Origin of the sequence: uncultured Microbacterium sp. (genome assembly GCF_963528945.1) — a bacterium.
Classification (GTDB): Bacteria; Actinomycetota; Actinomycetes; order Actinomycetales; family Microbacteriaceae; genus Microbacterium.
In genome coordinates, this window is record NZ_CAURWX010000002.1 from 272444 (window position 1) to 290655 (window position 18212).

At 70.0% G+C, this 18212-nt stretch carries 11 protein-coding genes; 6 read left to right on the top strand and 5 right to left on the bottom strand.

The window, feature by feature from the left end:
* Positions 1 to 46 precede the first annotated feature (46 nt).
* A complete protein-coding gene (locus RWS82_RS08485) occupies positions 47 to 1606 on the top strand; it encodes an MFS transporter (RefSeq protein WP_314648839.1) in 1560 nt (519 codons plus the stop codon).
* A 9-nt stretch (positions 1607 to 1615) separates the two neighbouring features.
* On the opposite strand, the gene RWS82_RS08490 is transcribed toward RWS82_RS08485, so the two are convergent.
* Positions 1616 to 2263 carry a MarR family transcriptional regulator gene (locus RWS82_RS08490; protein ID WP_314648842.1) on the bottom strand — a complete coding sequence of 216 codons (648 nt, stop codon included), beginning with the start codon at positions 2261 to 2263 and terminating at the stop codon, positions 1616 to 1618.
* Entirely contained in the window at positions 2263 to 2523 is a 261-nt protein-coding gene (locus RWS82_RS08495; RefSeq protein WP_314648844.1) for a hypothetical protein, read from the bottom strand. Before RWS82_RS08495 ends, RWS82_RS08490 begins: the two co-directional genes overlap by 1 nt.
* Before the next feature lie 140 nt (positions 2524 to 2663).
* Here RWS82_RS08495 and RWS82_RS08500 point away from each other — a divergent pair, with 140 nt between their 5' ends.
* From RWS82_RS08500 to RWS82_RS08510, 3 genes are all read left to right on the top strand, one after another.
* Entirely contained in the window at positions 2664 to 3095 is a 432-nt protein-coding gene (locus RWS82_RS08500; protein WP_314648847.1) for a MarR family transcriptional regulator, read from the top strand.
* 144 nt (positions 3096 to 3239) lie between these two features.
* Positions 3240 to 3569 carry a hypothetical protein gene (locus tag RWS82_RS08505; protein ID WP_314648850.1) on the top strand — a complete coding sequence of 110 codons (330 nt, stop codon included), beginning with the start codon at positions 3240 to 3242 and terminating at the stop codon, positions 3567 to 3569.
* Positions 3566 to 3841 carry a hypothetical protein gene (locus RWS82_RS08510; protein ID WP_314648852.1) on the top strand — a complete coding sequence of 92 codons (276 nt, stop codon included), beginning with the start codon at positions 3566 to 3568 and terminating at the stop codon, positions 3839 to 3841. Before RWS82_RS08505 ends, RWS82_RS08510 begins: the two co-directional genes overlap by 4 nt.
* Positions 3842 to 3919: 78 nt before the next feature.
* On the opposite strand, the gene RWS82_RS08515 is transcribed toward RWS82_RS08510, so the two are convergent.
* The gene (locus RWS82_RS08515; RefSeq protein WP_314648853.1) at positions 3920 to 9400 is read right to left on the bottom strand and encodes a GH92 family glycosyl hydrolase; all 5481 of its coding nucleotides are present in this window, start codon (positions 9398 to 9400) and stop codon (positions 3920 to 3922) included.
* A 274-nt stretch (positions 9401 to 9674) separates the two neighbouring features.
* Positions 9675 to 10427 carry an SDR family NAD(P)-dependent oxidoreductase gene (locus tag RWS82_RS08520; RefSeq protein WP_314648856.1) on the bottom strand — a complete coding sequence of 251 codons (753 nt, stop codon included), beginning with the start codon at positions 10425 to 10427 and terminating at the stop codon, positions 9675 to 9677.
* 395 nt (positions 10428 to 10822) lie between these two features.
* Between RWS82_RS08520 and RWS82_RS08525 the strand changes: the two genes are divergently transcribed.
* On the top strand, positions 10823 to 12130 hold the full coding sequence (locus RWS82_RS08525; RefSeq protein ID WP_314648859.1) for a sugar ABC transporter substrate-binding protein: 1308 nt from the start codon (positions 10823 to 10825) through the stop codon (positions 12128 to 12130).
* A 123-nt stretch (positions 12131 to 12253) separates the two neighbouring features.
* A complete protein-coding gene (locus RWS82_RS08530; protein WP_314648862.1) occupies positions 12254 to 16810 on the top strand; it encodes a discoidin domain-containing protein in 4557 nt (1518 codons plus the stop codon).
* 268 nt (positions 16811 to 17078) lie between these two features.
* On the opposite strand, the gene RWS82_RS08535 is transcribed toward RWS82_RS08530, so the two are convergent.
* On the bottom strand, positions 17079 to 18191 hold the full coding sequence (locus RWS82_RS08535) for a glycosidase (RefSeq protein ID WP_314648864.1): 1113 nt from the start codon (positions 18189 to 18191) through the stop codon (positions 17079 to 17081).
* Positions 18192 to 18212: the final 21 nt, after the last annotated feature.

Below are 18212 nucleotides of genomic sequence, written 5' to 3' on the forward strand. Positions count from 1 at the left end.
TATACCGGGAGACACGGCGCCGCGAGGCGCGGGAAGTGAGAACACCATGTCCGACCCCACCCCGATCGAGTCGTTCTGGCAGCGGCTGCTGCGGCGCTTCCGTCCGGCATCCACCGAGCCCCGCCGGCTCACCGTCGACGACGTCACGATCGTCGACCGCCCGATGCTGCGGCGTGCGGTCGCCGGCACCGTCGTCGGCAACCTCATGGAGTGGTACGACATCGGCGTCTACGGCTACCTCGCCGTCATCATCGGGCGGGCCTTCCTTCCCGACGCCGAGGCCGGGGCGCAGTCGCTCTTCTCGCTCGGCGTGTTCGCCGTGACCTTCGTCGCCCGCCCGCTGGGCGGCATCGTGCTCGGCCAGCTCGGCGACCGTCTGGGCCGTCAGCGCGTGCTGGCGTTCACGCTCATCATGATGGCGGCCGCGACCTTCCTCATCGGCGTGCTGCCCGACTACTCGGTGATCGGCGTCTGGGCTCCCATCCTGCTCATCGTGCTCAAGCTGGCCCAGGGCTTCTCCACCGGCGGCGAGTACGCCGGTGCCACCACCTTCATCACCGAGTACGCCCCCGACCGGCGCCGCGGGTTCTACGCCTCGCTCCTCGACCTCGGCTCGTACATGGGTTTCGCGATCGGCGCCGCGTTCGTGTCGATCCTGCAGCTCACCCTCTCGGCCGAGGTCATGCAGGGCTTCGCGTGGCGCATCCCGTTCCTGGTCGCGCTGCCGCTGGGGCTGATCGCCATCTACTTCCGGCTCAAGATCGAAGACACCCCCGCGTTCCAGGAGGCGCAGGACGCGGCGGCGCGCGCCGCCGACGAGGCGCAGGAGGCGGCGGATGCCCCGAAGGGCGTGATCGCGCTCATCCGCGCGTACTGGCGTGAGCTGCTCACCGCCTTCGTCCTCGTCGCCGCCGCGAACACGGTCGGCTACGCCCTCACGTCGTACATGCCCACCTATCTCACCGGAACGCTCGGGTACGACGAGGTGCACGGCACGCTGCTCACCCTGCCGGTGCTGGTCGCGATGGCGTTGTGCATCCCCCTGACCGGTCGTCTCTCCGACCGCATCGGGCGCAGGAAGGTGCTCTTCATCGGTTCGGTCTCGGCGATCGTGCTGTCGGTGCCCGCGTTCCTCTTCATGATGCACGGGGCGATCTGGTCGACCCTGCTCGGCCTGGTGCTGCTCGCGTTCCCGGTGACGTTCTACGTCGCGAACCTTGCGTCGTCGCTGCCGGCGCTCTTCCCCACCTCGTCGCGGTACGGCGGCATGGGCATCTCGTACAACCTCGCAGTCGCGCTGTTCGCCGGCACCGCGCCGTTCGTGATGGAGGCGCTCGTGCAGCTCACGGGCTCCTCGCTCGCGCCGGCGTTCTACGTGATCGGCACCTCGATCGCCGGCTTCGTGGCGATCATCGTGCTGAAGGAGTCGGCCCGCCGGCCGCTGCCGGGGGCGATGCCCAGCGTGCAGACCGAGGAGGAGGCGATCCTGCTCGTGGAGACGCAGGACGAGAACCCCGACCTCGATCTCGACGAGCTCTTCCCGGAGCGGATCGATCAGGCGGCGGACGGCGCGGAGGGCGAGGCGGCCGCAACCGATCGGGCGTGACGCGCGGCGTCAGTCGTTCGTCGCGCTGTCGTCTTTCGCGCGCTCGCCGTCGGTCGAGTCCTCGAGCGATGAGGCAGCATCCGCGCGCGCCTGCTCGGCGTCCTTCGCGTCTTCGACGGCCTGCTCGTGGTCGCGGATGACCGCGCGCAGCTCCTGGTCGAGGTCGGCGGCCTCTTCGACCGCCGAGGTCATGCCGGCGAGGAAGCGGGTCACGATGGCGCGTTCCTTGTCGGTCATCTCGTCGACGAGTGCGAGCATGCGTCGGTGCATGGCACCGAGCGTCTCGCGCACCTCGTCGTCGCTGCTCACGGTCGGCACGACGATGCCGGCGCGGCGATCGGTCGGGTGGGCCTCGCGGCGCACGTGCCCGCCCTTCTCGAGGCGGTCGATCAAAGTCGTGGTCGACGCCGTCGAGATGTTCAGCGTGCGGGCGATGTCGATCGAGCGCACGATGCGCCCGGCTTTCTGCTCGCGCAGCAGGAAGCGCAGTGCGAGCAGGTCGGTCTCGTTCATGCCCATCGACGAGCGGGTGCGGGCGCGCATCGCGGTCTCGGCCGACCGGTACCGCCGCAGCAGGTTGAGCACGTCGACCGTGCTCGCCGAGTCGGAGTCGGGGTACCAGTACCCGGAACGGTTGAATTCCTCGGAGTCGCTCATCAGGCCACCTCGTCGTCGTCGGCGTCGGATGCTTCGCGGGCGGGCGCCTCCGGCGCCTCGCGTTCGAGCATCTCGATCGTGCCGTCTTCGACCTCGACGGGCACGATACGGAGGAGTCCTCCGGTGATCGCGTCGTTCTCGGCGGCGACGACCTGCTCGAGGCGCCAGTGCGGCACGCGCGGGAAGCGCGTGCGCAGACGATCGATGAGGTCGGAGTACAGGATGTACCCACCCTCGTCGAGGGAGCGTCGGTCCGCCATGAGATCCCTTCCGGCTGCGGAATTCCATCTTCTCACTTCGGACGGATTGTCAAGGTCATCGCGAGATGACTAGTCAGCCTGTTTACATGGTCATCTTGTAAGATGGATCCGTCAGGGGGTGACAAGTAATGGTGAAAGAGATGACGGCGACCATATCGGTGCTTGTCGCCTGCGTCGACGATCTGCGACGAGTGGACGCTCAGCTCGCGCGTCGGCAGGCGGCCAAGCGGGCGCCCAACGATACCGACCGCGTGGCGATGCGGTTCATCGCCGACGCGCCGTCCGACGAGCCGGTCACGCCCGGCGACCTCGCCACTCACCTCGGAGTGAGCACGGCCGCCGTGACGAGCATCATCCGCCGCTTGGGTGATCGAGGTCAGATCGTGGTCGCGCCGCATCCGCAGGATGCCCGGTCGAAGGTGCTCCGGCCGTCGCTGCGCGACCTGCAGGCGCCGACAGACGAGCTCACCCGTCGCGTGGAGGCGCTGGCCGCGGAGTTCACTCCGGAGCAGACGGACGCCGTCGCCCGCTTCCTCCGCCGTCTGACCGAAGAGATCGCCGAACTCTCCTAGCCGCGGTCTTCGCGCCCCTCTTCGGGAGGGGTGTTCGCGTTGTTCACCGTCCGTTCTGGACTCGGTTGAAATATCGGAATGGCATTTAGCTAGGTAACCTAGTAAAGTAAATCCCAGACGACATCTCGACCTTGAGGAGAGATCATGGGACACCTGACATACGGCAACACCGACGCTCCGATCGAAGTGGACGACGCCCTGCTCGTCCACCTGCGAGCCGTCACCGTGACGAAACTGCGGAGGAACGAATCCTTCGCGCTGACCATCCCCACATGCGACGGCTCCGTCCAGACGCTGTGGATCCACGCCTCCATCCCGCTGCGCTTCGCCTTCGACGACGAGCAGCACCTGCACCGCCCGCTGCTGGCGAAGATGATGGAGTCGGCGAACTCGGCCAACGGCCTCGACCTGACCCGCGAGGACTTCGCGGCGTCGCTGGAGGGCGCCCGCAACCTGCAGGCGGTGCCGGCGTGACGGTCGCCCCGCGGCGCTCCCGCGTCTCCTCCTCGCGAGTATTCGCGGGACCCCGGCCGCTCTGGGCCGAGGTCGACCCCGGGTTCCACGTCGGCAACGACCGGCGTCAGTTCCTCGGGTCCGTGAAGGGGACCGCTGCGGAGGGCTTCACGGCCTTCGGCCCGGCATCCGACTTCCTCGGCCGCTTCGACGACCTCGACGCCGCCAAGACCGCTGTCGTGGTGGCGGCTCGCGCCGGAGCCGCTTCGGCGTCGCGCACCCTCGCACACTGATCTCCACGCGCTCGTCCCGGCGCGTACGACGAAGGCCCCGCAGGCGAACCTGCGGGGCCTTCGTCGTATCTCAGGCGATCAGCTCTGCACCGGACGACGGCGGATCACGAGACCCGCTCCGGCGAGCAGCGCCAGGATGCCGAGCATCCAGAGCAGCGTCGCCTCGCCCCCGGTGGCCGGGAGGGTCTCGTCGCCGGCATCCGCCGCGCCGTCGCCACCGCCGACCGCACCGCCACCGGTGCCGCCGTCACCACCTCCGGTGCCGCCGTCACCGCCGCCCGTTCCCGGGTCGGTGGGGTCGGCCTGCGCCACCACGGTGACCGCGCTCTCCGCGACGGCCGTCGTGCCGTAGTCGTCGGTCACCGTGTACACCAGCGTGTACGCGCCGGCCGACGGGCCGACCATCCGCGCCGTGCCGGTCGCGCGCACCAGCTCGACCTCGATGCGGTCGGTGAGGTCGAGGCCGTTCGCATCCGTCGCCGTGATGCCGGCGAGCTCGTCGAACTCCTCGCCCTCGACGACCGTACGGGTCGGCGGCACGCCGCCGAACGTCGGCTCGACCGCGGTGACCGTGACCGTGCGCTCGACCACCGTCTCGTTTCCGGCCAGGTCGACCGCCCGGTAGACGAGCGTGGTCACGCCCGGCTTCGTCGTGTCGACCGTGCCGTCGACGGTGATCGCCGCGGTCACGTCGCCGTCGACCTCGTCTGTCGCGGTGACGCCGGCGAGCGGCTCGAACGGCTGCCCCTGCGCGACCTCGGTCTCGGTGGGCAGACCCGCGAACTGCGGTCCCTTCTCGTCGTTCACCGTGCGGGTGAGCGTGACCTCGTCGACGACCGTCCGATCCATCGTCTGGTAGGTCGTGAGGGTGAGGGCCTCGGGCGTCACGTCCACGTCGGTGTACTGCGGCTGGTTCGACTGCGCCTTGATCGCCGCCTCGGGGGAGGAGGCGTCGAGACCGTAGAACTTGCTGCCGCTCGACGAGTTGCCGGTGACGTACAGCACCTGCCCCTCTTCGGCCGCGAGCGTCACGCCCGACTGCTCCTGCGCGTCGAGGTCACCGACGGGCGTCGTGCCGTCCATGAGGTAGCTGCGCGTGTAGATGTGGTCGTGACCGGCCAGCACCAGGTCGACGCCCAGCTCGCTGAACACCGGCGCCAGGGCGGCCCGGCGCTCCTTGACGTCCTGCTCGACCGAGTGGAACGCGGCCGAGTACAGCGAGTGGTGCATGATCACGACCACCCAGTTCGCCTCGGCGCCCTGCTCCTCGACCACCTGGCGGAGGAAGGCCGCGTGGTCCTCCTCGTTCACGCTGCGCGCGTTGGTGTTGATGTTGAGGTAGAGCACGCCGTTGTAGGTGTACCAGTAGTCGCCGCCCGCACGCCCCGCCGTGCTCTCGTACCCGTGGGTGGCGGAGCGGTTCGGCGTGAAGAAGTGCGAGTTGAACTGGTCGGACTGGTTGTCGTGGTTGCCGATCGTGGCCTGGAACGGCAGCTGCTTCAGCAGCTCCGGGGCGATCAGCGAGGCGTACTCGTCTTCGGAACGGTGCGTCTCGACCTGGTCACCGCCGCTCACGATCATCGAGGCGTCCTTCTCGAACTGGTCGATCTGGCCGAGCGATGCGGCCCAGCGGTCGCGGTCGTTCTGCCAGCTCCCCGAGGCGCCGAGCTGGGCATCCGTCAGGTAGACGAAGCTGTACGACTCGTCGAACGTGCCGGTCCACAGCTCGTACGAGCGCGACCAGCCCATCTCGGCGTTGCCGACCCGGTACAGGTACGACGTCTCCTCGGCCAGGGCGTCGATGACGACCTGGTTCGAGAAGCGGCCGTCGCGGGCCTGCGTGGTGACGGCGTCGATCGTGCGCGCCTCGGCGACCGGGAACCCGGCGCCGGTGCGGGCGGATGCCGGAACGACCTGCACCTGCGCGGGCACCTGACGGTCGGTGTAGAACGTCAGGTTGCGCTGCGTCTCGTCGGATCCCACGTGCAGCAGCACGTCGGAGATCGCGGCCGGGGCGCCCTTCGCGGCGAGGGTCAGGCTCTTCAGCTGCACGAACACGTCGGAGCTCGTCGCGTTGGTGTTGTGCACCTGGATCGCGATCGTGTTCGTGCCCGCCTGCAGCGCCGATGCCGGCACCGTGAAGGCCCCGGTGAGCGGCGCCGAGCCGTTGCCGCCCGCGTAGACCATGTTGCCCGTCGCCTCGTCGACCCGCTCGTCGGCGAAGCCCGCGACCTTCGTGCCGTTGACGAACACGCGTGCGGCGTCGTCGTAGGCGAGCTCGCCGTTCAGTTGCGTGATCTGCGCGAGGTCCGCGGCATCCAGGTCGAACGTCGTGCGGAAGAAGAACGTCTCGACGTTCGTCGTGCCGCCCGGCTTGTACTGACTGACGAGGGTCGTGGGGGTGTAGCCGCCGCCGAGGTCGGCGAGGGCGCCGCCCTTCGCGCCGAAGCTGCCCGTGCCGGTCTTCCACGACGAGTCGTCGAAGTCGGCCGCGGTCCATGCGGTCTTCGTGGCGAGCCCCGCGGCGGGGTCGTCGGCCGTGTCGTGGAAGCGCCACGGGGTCGTGGCGGTGACCACCGGAGTGCCGTCGATGTCGGACGGCGCCGGGATGGTCGGTGCCGTCGGCGCCTGGGCATCCGGTCGCGTCGGCAGAGCGGGCTGCTCGGGGTCGATCGTGTCGACGGGGCGCAGGGCCACGTCGAAGATGTGCATGATGCCCTTCGTCACGTCGTTGGGCAGGGTGACGCTGCGCACCGTCTTCGTCGCGTCGAGCGGCACGACCGCCGTCGCGAAGAGGTTCGGCTTCGCCGTGTCGGAACCGCCGTTGAGCGTGTTGCGCTTCGTGAGCGGCACGAGGCGGATGTTGCCCGGCTCGGCGCCCGTGTTCGTCCAGTCGGTCAGGCGCACGTCGACCTTCTTCGTCGACCCGTCGGAGTAGGTGACGAGAGCGGTGCCGCGCGACGGTCCGTTGGTCGCGAGACCGAGGAACGAGACGCCGGATGCCGCGACATCGCCGAACTCGAGCACCTGGCCGTTCGGGATCCAGTGGTCGGCCTCACCGGCCACCGTGTCGGGCCACGTGAACTCGACCCCCGTCTTGCCGAGGGGGAGCTTCGCGCCGCCCGTGACGCCGGCCTTGGCGAGATCCTCGCGCGACAGACCGATGCCACCGGCATCCAGTCCGCCCATGTTGACCGCGCCGTCCGACGTGATGCCCACCGAGTTGCGGGCGTCGCTGCCGTCACGGAACGACGGGGGCACGTCGCCGGTACCCGTGCCCCACGTGCCGGGCGTCGCGCCCATCGTGAAGTCGAGCGTTCCGCCCGCGCGGGCGAAGTCGGCGGGCAGCCACGATGCGGTCTGGGACTGACCGTTCACCGACAGCCCGGTCGTGTAGCGGCGATCGTCGCCGGCGCCGGGGGCGTCGATCGTGATCGTGCGGTCGGACCCGATCGACGTGATCTCGATGTGCTCGAACATGGGCGCAGAGACCAGCAGGTCGGCGGTGCCCCAGATCGCGGGCATGAGCCCGATGTTCGCCCACACGTACCAGGCGCTGAACGATCCGAGGTCGTCGTTGCCGGCCAGGCCGTCTGGCGCCGTCGTGAACAGCTCGTCGGCCGCGCGATACAGCGTCTCGGTCGTCTTGTGCGGTGCCTGCAGCCAGTTGTAGACCCACGGCAGGCCGAAGCTCGGCTGGTTGGCGATGTACGCCGCGTCGCTGAAGGCACCCGCGTCGAGGTCGCGCAGGATGCTGTCGAGCTGGGCGGTTGCGGCATCCTTCCCGCCGCGCAGCGCGATGAGGTCGGCCATGTTGTGCGCCACGTTGAAGCCGTACTGGTAGCCCGTCGACTGCTCGAACTGCGCGCCCTGCGTGGTGAGCGACGTGTTCATGAAGCCGTTGCGGTTGCGCGCGTCGATGTGCCCGCGCGCGGTGTTGAAGACGTTCTTCCAGTTCTGCGAACGGGTCGAGAAGTGCTCGTACGCATCCTGGTTCCCCAGGCGCTGCGCGAGCTGCGCGATGGCGAAGTCGTTCGTCGTGTACTCGATCGTGCGCGAGGTCGCCGCGCCGCCCTTGTCACCGTCGACCCAGCCGTGGATGCCGTACATCACGGCATCCGACCGCCCGGTGTTCGTCGTCGGCAGGGTCTGTGTCGCGACCATGCTCTCGAGCGCCTTCGCGCGGTCGTAGTCGGTCGACCCGAAGTCGTCGGTCGCGGCGACGATGTTCTGCAGCGAGTCGCCGCTCATCTTCGTCTGGATCTGGTTGTACGTCGGCCAGCTCGTCCACTTGCCCGACTGCGACACCATGTCGACGATCGACTGGTTGATGTCGCTCGCGCGCTGCGGGAAGAGCAGGGCGATCAGCTGCGACTGACCGCGGTAGGTGTCCCACCCCGAGAAGTTCACGTAGAAGTCGCGGCCCTCCTCGACGGTGCGGATCTGCCCGTCGTAGCCGGTGTAGCGCCCATCGACGTCCTGGAACGTGTTCGGGTGCAGCAGGGCGTGGTAGAGCGAGGTGTAGAAGGTGATGCGGTCGCGGTCGGTGCCGCCGGTCGCGTCGATCGTGCCGAGGGCCTCCTCCCACGTCGCGCGGGCCTGGGCCCGGGTCTGGTCGAAGCCGAGGGCCGTGGTCTCGGCCTCGGCGTTCGCGCGGGCGCCGTCGACCGACACGTAGCTCAGACCGATCTTCGCCGTGACGTCGGCGCCGTCGGCGAACGTGAGGTACGCGCCGGCGCCGTGCTTGGCCGCCGCGCTCGCCGCGGTGCCGCCGGCCTGCACGCCCGCGGGGGTCCACGTGCCGAACGCCCCGACGGGCTGGTCGAACGTCGCCGAGAAGTAGGCGGTGTACTGCGAGCCGCCGTTGCAGACGATGTTGGCCTTCACCGAGCCGGAGAGCTCGCCGGTGGCGGGGTTGAAGGCGATATCGGACGCGTGCACCTGGTTGTTCGACCCGCCCGCCTCGAAGAGCAGGGTCGAGGTCTCGGCCGTCGCGTCGAACGAGTAGCGGCTGACCGCGGTGCGGGTGGTGCTCGTGAGCTCGGCCTGCACGTTCTCGAGGTCGACCGAGTAGTACCCGGGCTCTGAGGTCTCGTTCTCGTGCGAGAAGTCGAGGAAGTAGTCGCCGATCGCGCTCGCCGGGTTCGACGGCAGCGCGCCGTCGGTCAGCGCGCCGGTGAAGGGGAGGACCGGGAAGTCGAAGCCGCCGAAGTTCGACCGGCATCCGGTGCCCGAGAGGCGGGTCATGCCGAAGCCGCGCAGCTGGTCGGCGTTGTACTCGTAGCCGCCGTACTGCTGGCCGTTGCCGGTCTCGAACGTCGTGGGGCTCGACTGCACCATGCCGAACGGCACGGTGGCGCCGGGGAAGGTGTTGCCGTAGTGGTCGTTGCCGCGGGCGTTGTTCGCGTCGTTCATCTCGGTGCCGATGAACGGGTCGACGGCGTCGAACGGGGTGAGAGTCGACACCTCCTCGGCGTGGGCGGCGGGCGTCACGAGAACGGACGACGCCGTGAGGGCGGTGATGACTCCGGCGGCCAGGGCCGCGCGTCGTCTTCTCATGTGTCGGCTGGGGGCAGCCGAACGCATGGGGGGCATGCGATACCTCCGTGTGGTGGGGTGGGGGATGCGCCGCCCGATTCTGACAACGCTGTCAGGAACACTATGGAGGTTTATGGACGCGGTGTCCAACAACGGGTGAACAGCCGGTGTCGGAGGTCGCGCCGCGCCCCCGCCGGCGAGGAGATCTCGCGCTGCGAAGGAGTGGATCGCCGAAGCAGTCCTTCGCAGCAGGAGATCTCCTGCGCGTCGGGGCGGGCGCGCGAGGAGCTCCCGCCTACTGGGCGGTGTAGCCGCCGTCGACGAGGTGGTAGCTGCCGGTGATGAAGCTCGCGGCGTCGCTGGCGAGGAAGACGATGAGGTTCGCGACCTCGTCGGCCTGACCCAGACGGCCGATCGGATGCTTGCTCACGAGGTACTGCTTGGCCTCGTCGCCCATGGTGGCGAGCAGCGGGGTGTCGATGAAGCCGGGGCCGACCGAGTTCACGCGAACGCCCTGCGCCGAGTACTCCAGCGCCGCGCTCTTGGTCATGCCGACGACGCCGTGCTTCGCGGTGACGTAGGCGGGGGAGTTCGCGAAGCCGACGCTGCCGAGGATCGATGCGACGTTGACGACGGCGCCGCCGCCGTTCTCGAGGATCGAGGGCAGCTGCGCCTTCATGTTGCGGAACACGGCGTTGAGGTTGATCGAGATGACCTTGTCCCAGGCGTCGTCGTCGTACTCGGCGGTGGGGGCGGATGCTCCGCCGATGCCCGCGTTGTTGATGCCGATGCGCAGCGGGGCGAGCGTGTTGGCCAGCTCGACCGAGGACGCGATCCACGCGGCGTCGGTCGCGTCGCCCACGGAGGCCTCGGCGGTGCCGCCAGCCGCGCGGATCTCCTCGACGACCGCGTTCGCGTTGTCGGCGTTCAGGTCGTTGACGACCACCGCGGCACCGTTCCGAGCGAGCAGGAGGGCGACCGCGCGCCCGATTCCGCTGCCGGCTCCGGTGACGATCGCGGAGCGGTCGGAGACGTCGTACTGGGCCATGGGTGGGCTCTTTCCCGGGCGGGCACGGTGCCGGGAGATCTTCTCGGACGGTCCGTCCTTCTCTTCCACCCTACGCCCGCTGGAGGGAACTGGATTCAGGTGCATGGATCTCCTTCGCAGGGGAACCGTGAACGCCCGGCGCCTCGTGCGCGGGAAGGCTGGGTCTGGTTCGTCGGCACACCCCGGGGACTGTGTTTAGTGGCGTTTAGTGCCACGGCGACCCTGCGCGGCAGCGTCATAGAGTTGCTGCGCTGCGCCATGCCGCGACCACGCTTGGCACCCTTGACACGACTCAACAAAACCGGTTTACTACCTCTCAGGCGGTTCGGTCGTTCGAGCCCGCTCACCACAGCAGGAAGCCGTCCCGAGGCATCCGAACGAAGGAGTTTCTCGCAATGAAGCGTTATGCAGGTGTCCTGGCCCTCGCCGCCCTCGCCCTTCCCCTCGCCGCGTGCGGCTCGTCCGGTGGCGCACCGGGTGCCGACTCCGGCGAGTTGACGTCCGGCCCGATCACGATCTGGTACTCCACGAACGAGCAGGAGATCGCCTGGGCCGAGGCCGTCGTCGAGGCGTGGAACGCCGAGCACCCCGACGAGCAGGTCAAGGCCGCCGCCATCCCGTCCGGCAAGTCGTCGGAAGACGCGATCGGCGCGGCCATCACCGCCGGCAACACCCCGTGCCTCGTCTACAACACCGCCCCGGCGGCTGTGCCCGCCTTCCAGAAGCAGGGCGGCCTGGTCAACATCTCGAAGACGTTCGACGACGGCGAGTCGTTCATCACGGAGCGCTCGGGCGACGCGGCCGACGGCTTCCGTTCGCCCGACGGCGACCTGTACCAGGTGCCGTGGAAGGCCAACCCCTTCATGCTCTACTACAACAAGGACGCCTTCACCGCGGCCGGCCTCGACGCCGAGAACCCGCAGCTCGCGACCTACGACGACGTGCTCGCCGCAGCCAAGGCCATCAAGGACGCGGGCGCCGCCGACTTCGCGCTCTACCCGCCGGCATCCGGCGACTACACGAACGCGCTGTTCGACTTCTACCCGTTCTTCCTCGCCAACTCGGGCGGCACCCAGCTGGTGAGCGACGGCAAGGCCGCCTTCACGAGCGACGAGGGCATGGAGACGCTCGAGTTCTGGAAGACGCTCTACGCCGAGGGCTACTCGTCGGCCGAGGCCTACAGCGGTGACGCATGGGCCGGACCCTTCGCCGACGGCGTCGCGGCCATGGGCATCGCCGGACCGTGGGGTGCGGCGGCCTTCGACGGCAAGGTCGACTACGGCATCGTGCCGCTGCCGACCGCCGAGGGCACCGCCGCCGAGGAGACCTACACGTTCGGCGACTCGAAGAACGTGGGCCTCTACACCTCGTGCGAGAACAAGCAGACCGCGTGGGACTTCGCGAAGTTCTCGATGAACGCCGAGAACGACCTCGCGCTGCTCGAGACCACGGGGCAGTTCCCGACCCGCAGCGACGTCGACGCGGTCGCCGGCGACTACCTCGCCACGAACCCGGTGCTGTCGACCTTCGCCGCCTCGGTGCCGCTGACGGTCGACGTGCCGAACGTCGCAGACGCGACCGAGATGTGGCAGACCTTCCGCGACGCGTGGGGTCAGGCCGTGCAGGCGGGCGAGGGTGACCTCGGTGAGACCTTCGGCACCGCCGCCGACAAGATTGACGCTCTGCTCGACGCGCAGGGCTGATCGACCGATCGGTCGCCCAGGCCGATCCACCCCGGGGTGCGCGTGTCATGGCGCGCACCCCGGATCCCCTCCGACGCCCGAACGCGGAGGCCTCACGCAGCAGTCCGGCAAAGGAGCCACGCCATGAAGCGCATCGCCGCGTTCATCGCCTTCACGATCGCCCTCGTCCTCGGGTCGTCCGCGATCGTCGCGGCCCCGGCATCCGCCGCCCCCGAAGACGACGTGGCGACGGTCATCGACCGCCTCGAGGAGTACTACCTCGGGCAGGGCGACGAGATCATCATCGCCAACGGCATCTACCTGGCCCGCACCTCCGAGGCGCTCGACTACGTCGCGTCGCAGAACGCCGACGGCTCGTGGTCCGACGTGAACTACGCCGACCGCACGAGCTCGGCGAACGGCAGCGTGTGGTCGGCGTACACCGCGCTCTACCGGATGCTCGCGATGACGCAGGCCTACAACGACCCGAAGGCCGCGGGCTTCGGCGACCCCCGTCTGGTCGACGCCGTCGGTCGAGCGCTGCTGCACTGGGACAAGGTCGACCCGGGCAACACCAACTGGTGGGAGACCGAGATCGGCGAGTCGATCGCCATGGGCCGCATCTCGATGTTCCTGGGCGGGGAGTTGAGCCCCGAGGCGCTCGCCGTGGCGCTGAAGCACAACACCGGCAAGCTCGACCCCGTGGGTGCCAACGGCGCGTGGCGCACCTCGAACTACATCTTCGAGGCCCTCTCGACCCGCGACATCGCGAAGGTCAGGGAGGGTTTCGCGACGATCGTGGCGACCATCGCCGTCGACCACTCCGGCACCGTGCAGGAGGCCGTGCAGCCCGACGGCAGCTTCTGGGCGCACGGCGCGCAGCTGTACAGCGAGGGCTACGGCATGGTGCTTTTCACGTACGCCGCCCTCTGGTCGGACGTCGCGCGCGGCACCGGCCTCGCGTTCACGCGCGACCAGCTCGACTCGATCGCCTTCTACTTCGTGAACGGCACCCGCTGGCTCATCCGCGGCGAGATCGGGATGCTGTACCTCAACTACCGTCCGCCGAAGACGATTGGCGGCATCACGAGCCACGCGTCGGAGTTCATCGAGCCGCTGCAGCGCATGGTGCGGACGGATGCCCTCTACGCGACCGCGTACCAGGCGGTGCTCGACGGGGTGCTCGGTGACACCGAGACGAACGGCGTCACCGGCAACAAGTACTTCTGGCGGTCGGAGTTCTCGTCGCACCTGCGCGGCGACTACGGGATCTTCACGCGCCTGAACTCGTCGCGCACGTTCGGTGCGGAGCTGCGCACGTCGTACCGCGATGAGATCGGCAACCCCGTCTACTGGAACGCGATGGGTTCGACGGCCATCCAGGTCGACAACCGCGAGTACCTTGACCTGGGCCCGGCGTTCGACTGGTTCCACTACCCGGGCGTCACGGCGCCCGACGAGAAGCGCACCGAGCGCGGCTTCGAGAATCGGGGCCGCAACGGCGACGGCGGCTCGTTCACGGGTGGTGCCTCGAACGGCGAGTTTGGCGTGAGCGTGCTGACCCTCGACACCGCGGGCACGACGGCGCGCAAGGCCTACTTCTCGTTCGACCAGGGGATGGTCGCGCTCGGCGCCGGTATCGCCTCGACGAGCAACGCCGCCGTGCACACGACGATCAACCAGGCCGTCGCGAAGCCGAACGCGTCGGTCGGCGGCGCCCCCATCGCCGCCGGGACCGACCGGCAGGGTGCAAGCGATGCGACCTGGGCGTACAACGACCAGATCGGCTACGTCTTCGGCGCGGACCAGAACGTGAAGGTCTCGAACAAGACGCAGTCGGGCAGCTGGGAGGGCCAGGAGGCGCAGAGCCACGACGCCTTCTCGCTGTTCGTTGACCACGGCGCGAAGCCGACGGCCGGCACCTACGACTACACCGTGCTGCCCGCGGCCACCCCGGCCGAGGTCGAGGCGTACGCGAAGGCGCCGACCGCCCGCACGCTGCGCAACGACACCGAGGTGCAGGCGGTGCGCGATGCCGGGGCCGGCGTCACCATGGCGGCGTTCGCCGCCGCCGGCTCGCTCGACCTGGGCGACGGTCGCACCCTCGCGGTCGACCAGCCCGCGCTCGTCGTGCTCGACGAACGGGGCGAGGCGCCGGTGGTGAGCCTGTCGAACCCCGATCGCGCCGGCCTGCGCGTCGGCGTGACCCTCACCGGCGGCGGGCAGGCGCGGCACGGTGTCTTCGCGCTCGGCTCGGGCGAGGATCTCGGCAAGACGGTCACCGCGGCCCTGGCCGACGGCCCTCTTCCGACGGTCCAGACGTTCACCGCGAGCAGCACGGCCTCCGGATCGTCGGTCGCCGCGCTCGGCGACCACGACCCCGCGACGGTGTGGCGCTCCGAGGGCACCGGCACGCAGTGGGTGGCTCAGACGCTTCCCCGCGGATCGTGGGTCACGAAGGTCGCGATCGATTGGGCGGCGGATGCCCCCGCCACCGACTTCGTCGTCCAGACGTCGCCGAACGGCCTCGACTGGACCGACCGGGCGAGCGTCAGGGGTGCGACCGGCGGGGTCAGCGAGATTCCGATCACCCCCACCGCCGCGGAGCATGTGCGCGTGGTGCTGCTCGACGCGGACGCGGCGGCGTACGGCATCCGTGAGCTGTCGGTGTCGTCGAGCGTGAACCTCGCGATCGACGCCGGTACCCGGGCCTCCGGCTACGCGGGCTACAACCTCGTGTTCTCCCTCGCCGACGGCGACCCGAACACGCGCTGGCGCGGCAACAACGCCGACAGCGCCTGGGCGCAGGTCGACCTCGGGGCGTCGAAGCCGGTCTCAACCGTGCGGTTGTCGTGGGAGGCCGCGTTCGCGAAGGCCTACCGCATCCAGCTCTCCGACGACGGCCGAACCTGGCGCGACGCGTACACGACCCCCGCCGCGGGCAGCGACGGCGGTGTCGACGTGATCACCCTCGACGGGCAGACCGCCCGGTACGTGCGGATGCAGACCGTCACCCGCGCGCTGAACTACGGCCCCTCGCTGTGGGAGTTCGAGGTCTTCTCCGACCGGCTGGTGGCCGACGCTCCGGTCATCCCCGCGGCCAACTCCAACCTCGCGCTCGGTCGACCGACGACCGCCGACAGCGTGCACCAGAACAACGCCACCATCACCGGTCCGAAGGCCACGGACGGCTCGAAGTCGACCAAGTGGTCGTCGGCCCGCCCGGTCGCCGAGCACTGGCTGCAGGTCGACCTGCAGAGCGTGAAGTCGGTGTCGCGCGCCGTCGTCGCGTGGGAGTCCGGCACCTCGAACGACTACCGCATCGAGGGCTCCGTCGACGGGTCGACGTGGCAGCCGCTGGCTCGCGTGCAGGCCGCGCAGCCCACGCTCACCCACACGCACGACTTCGCTCCGGCGGAGGTGCGGTACGTGCGCCTGACCGGGGTGCCGGCGACGCAGTACGGACTCAACATCTGGGAGTTCGAGCTGTACGGCGGCTACACCTTCGAGTGCGCGGCGCCCGTCTCGGCCGTGCGCGACGGGTCGGCCGTGGCCGCCGCCACCGTCACGCCGCTGCAGCCCGGAGACACGTTCAGCGCGGTGTCGATGGACGAGTCGGTCGTCACGGTCGCGGGCGCCGCCCGGGTGTCGGGAGACGGACGCGTCGAGGTCGACCTCGCGCCGCATCAGCCGGGGCGCACGAGCGTCGGCATCCGCCACGCGGGCGGCAGCGAGATCGCCTGGTGCACCGTGACGGTCTCGGCCGACACCGCGCGCCTGCAGGCGCAGATCGACGCCGCGAACGCGCTCGACAGCACCGCCTACACCGCCGACAGCTGGGCGCCGCTGCTGCCCGCGCTCGAGGCCGCGAAGGACGTGCTCGGCCGCCCCGGCGCCCCGCAGGACGAGGTGGATGCCGCGACCGCCGCGCTGCAGGCCGCGCTCGCCGGACTCGTGCGCAACGACGCCGCGCCCAGTGTTCCGCGGGATGTACGGGCGATCGCCTCGGCCCGGGTCGTCGAGGTGCAGTGGTCCGCTCCCGAGAGCGTCGGCGGCTCGCCCGTCTCGGCGTACGAGGTCACCGTGGGGGGCATCGTCGTGCAGACCGGGGGCGATGTGCTCACGGCATCCGTTCCCGACGTCGCCCCGGGCGATCATGCCGTGACGGTGCGTGCGCAGAACGCCGGCGGATGGTCGGAGCCGTCCGCACCGATCGCCGTCACCGTCGACCCCGACGTGATCGTGCCGGTGGTGCGGGTCGACGGCTCGCCGAAGGTCGGCGGCGCTCTTGTCGCCACGGGCACCGGGTTCGAGGCCGGGGTCGAGTATCGCATCCAGCTGCGATCGACCCCCGTCGACCTGGGAACCGTGATCGCCGAGGATGACGGCACGATCGCCTTCCGCGGCACGGTGCCGGTCGATGTCGAGGCGGGCGCCCACACGCTCGTTGTGATGCAGGCGGATGTCGACATCGCATCGACGCCGGTGCTGATCGCCGCCGCCGACCCCGCCTCGCCGGGCGGACCGGGTGCGCCCGGGGCGGGCGGTGCTCCCGGCGGTTCGGATGGGGGCGCGGATGGCGACGGCGACCTGCCGGCCACCGGTGGCGACCTGACCTGGCTGCCCTGGACGCTCGGAATCGCGCTGCTGCTCATCGCGTCGGGCATCGCCGTGAAGGTGCGCCGCGGTCGCGTCGACTGAGGTGCGAGAAGGGGGTCGGTCCACGGACCGGCCCCCTTCCGCGTGCCCGCCGCGGCTCGCGACGCGGCCCGCCGCCGCGAAAACCCGGACCGACCGAGCGCACGACGGCGTGTCGCGGGGCGGCGCGCCGCAGCATCCGCCCTTCGTCTCCGTTTTCGTGAGGGCAGGAGGTGCGGAAAGGGTGCAGGGCGCGGGGGACTGGGGTCGGTGGGAGTGAGTGGGAGCATTGAAAAGGGCCGCCTCGGGAGGAGGCGGCCCTTTCGGATGCTCAGACGCGGGTGAGTTCGGCGACGCCGATCGACGAGTCGGCCATGCCGTAGAACACGAAGGTGCGGGCACCGATCTGCTCGACCGCCGTGGGGAACACGACGTTCGCGAGGGTGCCCTGGGTCTCCTCCGCCGTCTCGGGCGCGAGCAGCGGTTCGGCCGAGCGTGCGATCACGCGGCGCGGGTCGTCGGCGTCGAGCAGGATCGCGCCCGCGGAGTACACCGAGCCGTGGGCGAGCTCGAAGCCCTTGGGCGTGGCGCCCGAGACGCCGTGGTGCAGCAGCAGCCACCCCTCCGGCACGCGCACGGGCGAGGGGCCCGCACCGATCTTGGCGCTCTCGTACGCCATCTCGGGGCCGACGATCATGGCCGAATCGCGCACGTCGGTGAGGGCCGAGACATCGCGGGTGACGGCCTCGACGTCGATGTAGCCGATCCAGATCGAGGGGCGTTCCTCGGCGATACCGACGGGCGGGCGGGATCCCTCGCCGGGGCGCAGCCAGTCGAGGTCCCACATCGGGCGGTGCAGCAGCGCGATGCGCGGGGTGCCGTCGGGGCCGGGCACCAGTTCGGGGAAGAACACGATGTCCTTGTTCGCGAACAGGTTGAGGTCGGTGCCGAGCTCGGGCTGATACGCGAACCGGATCGGCCCGAGGCGCTCCCAGGTGACGGTGTCGCGTGAGACGGCGAGAGCCGGCTTCGGGCCGAGCGGACCGTACGCGATGTACGTCATGACGTGCAGGCCGAGCGGCTCGAGGAACGTGATGCGGGGGTCCTCGACGCCGCCGTTCTGTCGCCCGTGCTCCCACTGCTCATCGGGCGACAGCACCACGCCGAGGCGCTCCACACCGACCGGCACCCCGTTCTCGACGACCACGCGGGCACGGGCGATGCGTGACACGTTGCCCGCCGCGACGACGCGCGGGTACAGGTACAGCTCGCCGTCGGGGCCCCAGGCGGTGCCCGGGTTGAGCACGCCCTCGGCCTCGAGGGGGTCGTCGGTGCGCGCGGTCATGATGGTGCCGACGCGGCTCAGGGCATAGGGCACCGAGGCGGTGCTTTCGGCGGTGCTTTCGGCGGTGCGCTGTGCGGCGGGGGAGGGAGACGATGTCATCGCTGTGCCTTCGGGTCTTTC

Coding starts and splice junctions, on each gene's coding strand:
- RWS82_RS08485 (WP_314648839.1), top strand. CDS start 47: ATGTCCGACCCCACCCCGATCGAGTCGTTCTGGCAGCGGCTGCTGCGG.
- RWS82_RS08490 (WP_314648842.1), bottom strand. CDS start 2,263: ATGAGCGACTCCGAGGAATTCAACCGTTCCGGGTACTGGTACCCCGAC.
- RWS82_RS08495 (WP_314648844.1), bottom strand. CDS start 2,523: ATGGCGGACCGACGCTCCCTCGACGAGGGTGGGTACATCCTGTACTCC.
- RWS82_RS08500 (WP_314648847.1), top strand. CDS start 2,664: ATGACGGCGACCATATCGGTGCTTGTCGCCTGCGTCGACGATCTGCGA.
- RWS82_RS08505 (WP_314648850.1), top strand. CDS start 3,240: ATGGGACACCTGACATACGGCAACACCGACGCTCCGATCGAAGTGGAC.
- RWS82_RS08515 (WP_314648853.1), bottom strand. CDS start 9,400: ATGAGAAGACGACGCGCGGCCCTGGCCGCCGGAGTCATCACCGCCCTC.
- RWS82_RS08520 (WP_314648856.1), bottom strand. CDS start 10,427: ATGGCCCAGTACGACGTCTCCGACCGCTCCGCGATCGTCACCGGAGCC.
- RWS82_RS08525 (WP_314648859.1), top strand. CDS start 10,823: ATGAAGCGTTATGCAGGTGTCCTGGCCCTCGCCGCCCTCGCCCTTCCC.
- RWS82_RS08530 (WP_314648862.1), top strand. CDS start 12,254: ATGAAGCGCATCGCCGCGTTCATCGCCTTCACGATCGCCCTCGTCCTC.
- RWS82_RS08535 (WP_314648864.1), bottom strand. CDS start 18,191: ATGACATCGTCTCCCTCCCCCGCCGCACAGCGCACCGCCGAAAGCACC.